We start from the raw sequence: 8,148 nt of genomic DNA, 5'->3' as shown, positions 1-8,148 counted from the left end.
GGCGCCGCGGCGGCGACGCCGACGCGGCGGCGGCGACGGCAGCGCGCCAGCGCTCGAGCCGCTCGGCGACCTTGGCCTCGTAGCCCTCGCTCCCCGGCTCGTAGAAGCGCACGCCCCGCAGCGCCTCGGGCAGGTAGTGCTGGGCGACGTGGTGCCCCGGGAAGTCGTGCGGGTAGAGGTAGCCGGCGCCGTGCCCGAGCGCCGCGCCGTCGCGGCTGGCGTCCTGCAGGTGCGGCGGGACCTGGGTCTGCCCCTCCTGCTCGACCCGCGCCAGCGCGGTGAAGTACGCCTTGGCGCTGTTGCTCTTCGGCGCCGTCGCCAGGTACAGCGTCGCCTCCGCGAGCGGGTACGCGCCCTCGGGCAGGCCGATGCGCTCGAAGGCCGCCGCGGCCGCGTTGGCCACCACGAGGGCCAGCGGGTCCGCGAGGCCCACGTCCTCGCCGGCGAGGATCACGAGCCGCCGCAGGATGAAGCGCGGGTCCTCGCCCGCCGCGACCATCTTCGCCAGCCAGTAGAGCGCGGCGTCGGGGTCGGAGCCGCGCACGCTCTTGATGAAGGCGCTGATCGTGTCGTAGTGCTCGTCGCCCTCGCGGTCGTAGCGCAGCGCCCGGTGCTGGATGCTCTGCTCGGCCTCCGCGAGGCCCACGCGCACGGCGCCGTCCGCGGCGGGAGGCGTCGTCGTCACCGCGAGCTCCAGCGCGTTGAGCGCCGTGCGGGCGTCCCCGCCCGCGACACGCACCAGGTGCGCGAGGGCCGCGTCGTCCACCTGCGCGCCCAGCGCGCCCAGGCCGCGCTCGCGGTCGGCCAGCGCGGCGCGCAGGATGCGCGCGATGTCGCGGTCCTCCAGCGGCCGCAGCTGGAAGACCCGGCTGCGCGAGAGCAGCGTCGCGTTCACGTCGAAGAACGGGTTCTCGGTGGTCGCGCCGATGAGGATGATCGTGCCGTCCTCGACGTGCGGCAGCAGCGCGTCCTGCTGCCCGCGATTGAAGCGGTGGATCTCGTCCACGAGGAGGATCGTGCGCTGGCCGGCCACCTGCCGGCGCCGCTGCGCCCCGGCGACGACCTTGCGGATGTCGGCGACCCCGGCCATGACGGCGTTGATGGTCTCGAAGTGCGACTTCGTCCGCCGGGCGATCACCGCCGCGAGGCTGGTCTTGCCCGTCCCCGGGGGGCCCCAGAGGATCAGCGAGGTGAGCCGGTCGGCCTCGATCGCGCGGCGCAGCAGCTGCCCGTCGCCGACGATGCCCGCCTGCCCGACGTACTCATCGAGGGTGCGCGGCCGCATGCGCGCGGCCAGCGGCTGGTTCTTCGCCTCGGCCCCGAAGAGGTCGAGGAATTCCCCTTTTCCCCAGCCATCCGCCCCCGGCAGGCCGGGAGCGCTCTCGTCGGTCATGTCTCGCGTCCCTCCGTCGTCAGCGATCCATCCTACCATCTGCGGAGCGTGGGGCGGATACAATTTCCCACACGCATCAGGATGGCAATCAACAGGTTGATCCACCAGTGATCCACACATCTCTCAACATGAGGCGCGACATTCAGGGTCAACATTCGCGGAGAAACCCGCTGCGGACCGCCTAAACGAATGATCAGCATCATGCTGCACTCATAACAGATTGAATCTACTGAGATTAAAATTGACAGAAGATACTGTCGACAGTATATAGATTCAATGGCAATCGTCAGATCGTTTCATCGCCACCGCGGAGAGACGTCATTCACGCTGCAGCAGCTCATCGCGATACTGGAAGAGCAGCTTCCCCTGATCGCTCCCGAGCAGACGAGGTACCGGGTGACGACGGTTCCCACAGAGAGGACGATCAGGTTCTACACAGGGCAGGGCCTTGTGGACAAGCCAGTGGGACGAGATCGCCAGCAAGCCCTCTACGGTTACCGTCACCTGCTGCAAATCCTGGTGATAAAGTACCTGCAGTCCCACTACCTTCCGCTGCGCAAGATCCGTGCACTTGTGGAAAACGCTGGCAACCGGGATCTCGAGCAGCTCATCCCTGAGATCGCCTCCGCGAACTGGGCGCACCGCGGCCTCGTGCGCGACGACCGCAAGGTGCCGGTGGACCGCGGGCGACAGGCAGGGGCTGCAATCACGCGCGAGCCGGCGGCAGCCGGCGCCCGCGATGCCCTGCCCGGCCCGACGCCGGACATTGACGCGCCCGCCGCTGCGGCGGACCTCGGCGCCTGGCACCGGCTCGAAGCCGCCCCGGGCATCGAGCTGCACGTGCACGAGGCCGCGCTCGCGCCGGCGCAGCGCGAGCGCCTGCGGGGGGCGCTGCTGCGGGAGCTCGGGGTCCTGCGCGGCTGGTTCAACAGCCCCGGAAGGAATCAGGACTGAACTACAGACCGCTCAGAAGGGTCCGGATGCAAGGCGCGCGACGCTCCGCCGCATGAGACGGGCTGGTGCCCGTCGCAGTAAGGCGGTAGGAGCGCAACGCCGCAGACGGGCCCTTATGGGCGGTCTGTTAGAACTTCTGTTCGCCGCGCGAGACGCGCAGCCGGGCCTTGCGGTGCTTCTTGAGCCGGGCGGCCTTGCGGCGGCTCGTCTTCGCGCGGTTCTTCGGGCTGGCCTTCATCGTCTGGGTCCTCCTCGTTCAAAGAGCGCATCTTATACACGATTTCGCCCCCCTTGCATAGGGGACTCTGGCGATCGGCCGCCGTTCGCACTATGCTCGGGGCGGCATGGGCGCGCAGCGGCAGACTCACTTCATCGCCGTCGCCGGGAGCATCGGCGCGGGCAAGTCGAGCCTCATCCGCTTCCTGCAGGAGCGCTTCGGCATGCACCCGTTCTACGAGAAGAACGACGACAATCCCTTCCTCGACGACTTCTACCGCGACATGCCGGCCTACGCCTTCCCCGCCCAGGTCTGGTTCCTCGCCCGCAAGTTCCGGGCGCACCGCGAGATCGGCCACCTCGACCGGCCCGCCGTGCTCGACCGCACGATCCACGAGGACGCCGAGGTCTTCGCCGCCCACCTCGCCGAGCGCGGCCTCTTCCCGCGGCGCGAGTACGAGACGTACCTCGCCCTCTACCGCACCATCCGCGACGCGCTGCCGCCGCCGGATCTGCTGATCTACCTCAAGTCATCGGTGCGCACGCAGCGCCGGCGCATCGCGCTGCGCGGCCGCCCCTCGGAGCGCGGGCTCGACCCGGCCTACCTCCGCGGGCTCAACCGGCTCTACCGCGGCTGGATCGGCCGCTGGCGCCTCTCGCCGGTGCTCGTGCTCGATGCGGACCGGCTGGACTTCGTGGCCGACCTCGCGCACCAGGCGGACGTCCTGACCACTCTGCGCCGCCACCTTTCGGAGAGCTAAGCGCTCAGGCGCCGGCGTCCTTTGCGCGGCCGCGCGGCCGGCCGTTGCCGCGCTCGAGGTCGGCGCGCAGGACCTCCTCGACCGTGCGCAGCACCTTGACCCGCGCGTGGAGCTTGTCGTTGGCCTCGACGATGGTCCAGGGGGCGCGGTGCGTGCTCGTCTTGAGGATCATCTCGTCCGCCGCCTGCAGGTGGTCCTCCCAGCGGCCGCGGTTGCGCCAGTCCTCCTGCGTGATCTTCCAGGACTTGTAGTGGATGCGCTCGCGCTCGCGGAACCGCCGGAGCTGCTCGTCCTTGGAGATGTGCATCCAGAACTTGATCACCGTCGTGCCGTGGTCCAGGAGCTGGCGCTCGAACTGGTTGATCTCGGAGTACGCCCGCGCCCAGGCGTCGGCCGAGCAGTAGCCCTCGACGCGCTCCACGAGCACCCGCCCGTACCACGAACGGTCGAAGATCGCGATCTGCCCGTCCTCCGGCAGACGCCGCCAGAAGCGGTACAGATAGTGCCGCTCCCGGTCGTCGCCGTGGGGCGCCGCGATCGGCCAGACCACATAGCCGCGCGGGTCCAGGTTCTGCGTGAGGCGCTTGATGGCGCCGCCCTTCCCCGCCGCGTCCGGCCCCTCGAACACGATCACCACGGGGCGCTTCTCGAGGTAGACGCGGTACCCGAGCAGGTGCAGCCGGTTCTGGAGCGCCTTGAGTTCGCGCTCGTACGCCGGGCGCTTGAGGCGCAGTTTCAGATCGACCCGGTCAAAGACCACGGCGTCGCTCCCGTTTCGGCGCACGCGTCGCGCCGGGGCGCGGGGGCGGCACGTGCGCGGCGAGGCGCTCCTCGAAGGCGCGGATGATCTCCTCGAAGACCTTGATCCGCGTGTGGTAACGGTCGGTGGCCTCGACGATGACCCACGGCGCGTGCGGGAAGTCGGTGCGGGCGAGCATCTCCTCGACCGCCCCCGCGTACTTTCCCCAGGCCTCGTGCTGGGCCGAGTCCTCCTCGGTCACCTGCCACGCCGTCAGCTTCGAGCCGAGCAGCTTGCGGAAGCGCCGCTTCTGCTCCCCGCGGCTGATGTGCAGCCAGAACTTGCGGATGAGCGTCCCCTCGGTCCCGAGCATCGCCTCGAACTCGACGATGTCCTGGTACGCCGCCTGCCAGACGCCCTTCTTCACGTTCTTGCCGACGCGGTCGATGAGCACGCGCCGGTACCACGACGTGTCGTAGATGATCGTCTGCCCGTAGGCCGGGATCCGCTGCCAGTAGCGCCACATCCAGGGGTAGCGCTTCTCCGAGGTGCGCGGCGGCGAGAGCGGCACGACGCGCACCCCGCGCGGGTCGAGCCGCTCCGTGAGCGTGTTGATCGTCCCGCCCTTGCCGGCCGCGGCCCAGCCCTCGAAGACGATCATCGCCGGTATCTGGCGCTGGAAGGCCGCGTGCACCAGGTCGTAGAGGCGCGCCTGCAGGTGGACGATGCGCCGGCGGTACGCCGCCTTCGGCACGGCCAGGGTGAGGTCGATCTTCTCGAGCATCGGGGCTTCAGACTAGCACACGGTCCGCGGCGGTCAAGGCGCGTCGCCCCGGGCACGCCCGCCGCGGCGTGGGCAGCCGCGCCGCTCCCGTGCGCGCTGGTATACTGTTCTATCCCGGACCGAGGTCGCGCGCGGGGCGCGGCCGCTGGTCCGCGGGCCCCGGAGGTCGGCATGGCGGCGCAGCGGACAAGGAAGGCCGGCGGCAACGCCTCTCGCAAGGGGGCCCCGAAGCGCGCCGCCGCGGTGGCGCCACCTCCCCTGCCCGCGCGGGCCGGCCTCCTCGACCCCGCGCTCTACCTCAACCGCGAGCTGACCTGGCTGGCCTTCAACAGCCGGGTGCTCCACGAGGGCGAGGACGAGCGCACGCCGCTGCTCGAGCGCGTGAAGTTCCTGGCGATCACCGCCTCGAACCTCGACGAATTCTTCATGAAGCGCATCGGCGGCCTCAAGCAGCAGGTCGAGGCCGGGGTGCAGAAGGTGACGGTCGACGGCCGCACCCCGGCCGAGCAGATCCGCGACTGCTACGCCGTGATCGTCGGCCTGCGCCGGCGCATGGAGGAGCTGGCCGCGCGCCTGGAGAAGCTGCTGCGCGCCGCGGGCATCGAGCTGGTCCATTACGACCACCTGGCACGCGAGGAGCAGGCGCGGGTGCGCGCCGAGTTCGTCGCCTCGATCTATCCGCTGATCACGCCCCAGTCGGTCGACCCGGCGCACCCCTTCCCCTTCGTGTCGAACCTCTCGCTCAACCTGCTGGTGACGCTGCGCTACCCCGGCGAGACCGAGCACTCGCTGGCCCGCGTCAAGGTGCCCGTCGGGGCGGGCTCCCGCCGCTTCCTGCGCGTGGGCTCCGGCGAGCGCTTCGTGCGGATCGAGGAGGTGCTCTGCCACAACCTCGACCTGCTCTTCCCGGGCATGGAGGTCGTGCGCTGCGAGCTCTTCCGCGTGACCCGCAACGCCAACGCCGAGAAGAGCGAGGAGACGGCCGACGACCTGCTGGCGCTCATCGAGTCCGAGCTGCAGGAGCGGCGCTTCGCGCCCATCGTGCGCCTCGAGGTCGACCCCGGAATGGACCCGGCGCACCGCGGCCGCCTCGCCTCGGAGCTGGACCTGGACGAGACACAGGACGTCGCCGAGGTCCGCGGCATGTTCGCGCTGCGCGACCTCTTCGAGATCGCCGCGCTGGCGCGCCCCGACCTCAAGGACCCGGCGCACCACCCCATCGACCACCCGCTGCTGCAGACCGAGCGGAGCATCTTCCACGTCGTGCGCGACGCCGGCTCGATCCTGCTCCAGCACCCCTACGAGGCCTTCGCCTCCTCGCTCGAGCGCTTCCTCGAGGAGGCGGCCGAGGACCCCAAGGTGCGCGCGATCAAGATGACGCTCTATCGCACCGCCAGCGAGAGCAGCATCCTCGAGCACCTGCTGGCCGCCGCGCGCAACGGCAAGCAGGTCGCCGTCGTGGTCGAGCTCAAGGCGCGCTTCGACGAGCAGGCCAACATCCGCCTCGCGAGCCGGATGGAGGAGGCCGGGATCCACGTCACCTACGGCGTGGTCGGCCTCAAGACGCACGCGAAGGTCACGCTCGTGGTGCGCCAGGACTACAACGGCCTGCAGCGCTACGTCCACGTCGGCACGGGCAACTACCACCCGGTGACCTCCCGCGTCTACGCCGACCTCGGCCTGCTCACCGCGGACCCGGTCATCGGGGCGGACGCGACCGAGCTCTTCAACTACCTCACGACCGGCTTCACCCCCAAGCGCGCCTACAGCAAGCTGCTGGTCGCGCCCAAGGGGCTGAAGCCCGCGCTCCTCGAGAAGATCCGCCGCGAGGTCCGCGTGCACGGGCGCAAGGGCGGCGGGCGCATCCGCTTCAAGATGAACGGCCTCGAGGACGCCGACATCGCGCGCGCGCTCTACGAGGCGTCGCGGGCCGGGGTGGCCGTCGAGCTGATCGTGCGCGACTCCTGCCGCGTGCGGCCCGGGCTGCCGGGGCTCTCGGAGACCCTCCAGGTCGTCTCGATCGTCGGGCGCTTCCTCGAGCACTCCCGCGTCTACTACTTCCGCAACGGCGGCGACGAGGAGTACTACATCGGCTCGGCCGACGCGATGAAGCGCAACCTCGAGTACCGCGTCGAGGTCCTCGCGCCCGTGGAGTCGCCGCAGCTGCGCGAGGAGCTCAAGGCGATGCTCGACATCCAGTGGACCGACCGCCGCAGCGCCTGGGACATGCGGCCCGACGGCACCTACGTCCAGCGCACGCCGCCGAAGAAGGCCGGCGACGCCCCCGGGTGCCAGGAGCTGCTCATCCGCCTCGCGGAGAAGCGCCTCAAGACCGCGACCCGCCTGCGCAAGCGCACGGCGCTCACCCCGGGCAAGCGCAACCTCCGCTGACGGATGGCCGTCCACGTTCTCCCCGCCGGGCTGGGCGTCGAGGAGCTGGCCGAGCGCCTCGCGCCGCTGGGGCACGTGCGCGTCGCGGGCGCGCGCACCGAGCGGATCACGCTGCTCGACACCTTCGACTGGCGGCTGCACCGCGCCGGCGTGCGGCTGGACGCGGCCGGCGGTCCGCCGCCGCACCTGCGCCTGAGGCCCCTCCAGGGGGGACGGCCGCTCGCCGCCGCGCGCACCGGCGGCGTGCCGCGCTGGATCCGCGACCTGCCACCCGGCACGCTCCGCGAGCGTCTCGCGCCGCTCGTCGAACCGCGCGCGCTGCTGCCGCTGGCAACGGGCAGCGTCACGGTGACGCGCCTCGAACTGACGGTCTCCGGCCGGGCGCAGCCGCTGGTCCTCTCGCACGAGGCCGCGCTGGTCGCGGCGCCAGGCGCCGAGCCGTGCCTGCCGCTGCGCCCGGCGCTGGTCACGCCCGACACCGCCCAGGCCGCGCCGCTGCGCGCTCTGGCAGCGGCCTGGCCCGATGTCGAGCCGGCCCCGGCGGATACGGTCGCCGCGCTGCTCGAGCCGCTCGGCCGCGCGCCCCGGGACTACTCGGGCAAGGTCCGCGTCCCGCTCGATCCGGCCGCGCCGGCGCGCGACGCCGCGAGGGCGCTGCTGCTGCACCTGCTGGGCACGCTCGAGGCCAACCTCCCCGGCGTGCGCGCCGACACCGACCCGGAGTTCCTGCACGACGTGCGCGTCGCGGTGCGCCGCACCCGCTCGGCGCTCGGCCAGCTCAAGGGGGTCCTGCCGCCGGCGACGGCCGCGCGGTTCGCCGCGGCCTTCGCGGGCCTGCAGGAGCTCACCGGGCCGGCCCGCGACCTGGACGTGTACGTCCTCGAGCTGCCCGCGCTCGGCCGGCTGCTGC

At 71.4% G+C, this 8,148-nt stretch carries 7 protein-coding genes; 4 read left to right on the top strand and 3 right to left on the bottom strand.

Going from position 1 to position 8,148, the window contains the following annotated elements; translation table 11 throughout:
• A partial coding sequence (locus VI078_17050) for an AAA family ATPase (GenBank protein HEY6000996.1) occupies positions 1–1,285 on the bottom strand: 1,285 nt, incomplete at its 3' end.
• A gap of 384 nt (positions 1,286–1,669) precedes the next feature.
• On the opposite strand from VI078_17050, the gene VI078_17045 reads away from it, so the two are divergent.
• Together VI078_17045 and VI078_17040 are read left to right on the top strand one after the other, a co-directional pair.
• Positions 1,670–2,347, top strand: a complete 678-nt coding sequence (locus tag VI078_17045) for a MerR family transcriptional regulator (protein ID HEY6000995.1) — start codon at positions 1,670–1,672, stop codon at positions 2,345–2,347.
• Positions 2,348–2,691: 344 nt separating this feature from the next.
• Positions 2,692–3,324: a deoxynucleoside kinase gene (locus tag VI078_17040; GenBank protein HEY6000994.1), complete on the top strand. Its 633-nt coding sequence runs from the start codon at positions 2,692–2,694 to the stop codon at positions 3,322–3,324.
• A gap of 4 nt (positions 3,325–3,328) precedes the next feature.
• On the opposite strand, the gene VI078_17035 is transcribed toward VI078_17040, so the two are convergent.
• Both VI078_17035 and VI078_17030 read right to left on the bottom strand, forming a co-directional pair.
• Positions 3,329–4,084 (bottom strand): hypothetical protein, encoded by a 756-nt coding sequence (locus VI078_17035; protein HEY6000993.1) that lies wholly within the window; start codon positions 4,082–4,084, stop codon positions 3,329–3,331.
• On the bottom strand, positions 4,074–4,847 hold the full coding sequence (locus tag VI078_17030; protein HEY6000992.1) for a UDP-galactose-lipid carrier transferase: 774 nt from the start codon (positions 4,845–4,847) through the stop codon (positions 4,074–4,076). The genes VI078_17035 and VI078_17030 overlap by 11 nt, the downstream gene beginning before the upstream one ends.
• 171 nt (positions 4,848–5,018) lie before the next feature.
• Between VI078_17030 and ppk1 the strand changes: the two genes are divergently transcribed.
• Together ppk1 and VI078_17020 are read left to right on the top strand one after the other, a co-directional pair.
• Entirely contained in the window at positions 5,019–7,238 is a 2,220-nt protein-coding gene (gene ppk1 / locus VI078_17025; GenBank protein HEY6000991.1) for a polyphosphate kinase 1, read from the top strand.
• Between the two features lie 3 nt (positions 7,239–7,241).
• Positions 7,242–8,148: CHAD domain-containing protein (locus VI078_17020; protein ID HEY6000990.1), on the top strand; the 907-nt coding region annotated here is incomplete at its 3' end.

It is taken from the genome of bacterium (assembly GCA_036524115.1).
Taxonomy (GTDB): domain Bacteria; phylum JAUVQV01; class JAUVQV01; order JAUVQV01; family DATDCY01; genus DATDCY01.
The sequence above is the reverse complement of the archived record's forward strand: the minus strand, read 5'-3'. Positions and strand labels throughout refer to the sequence as shown.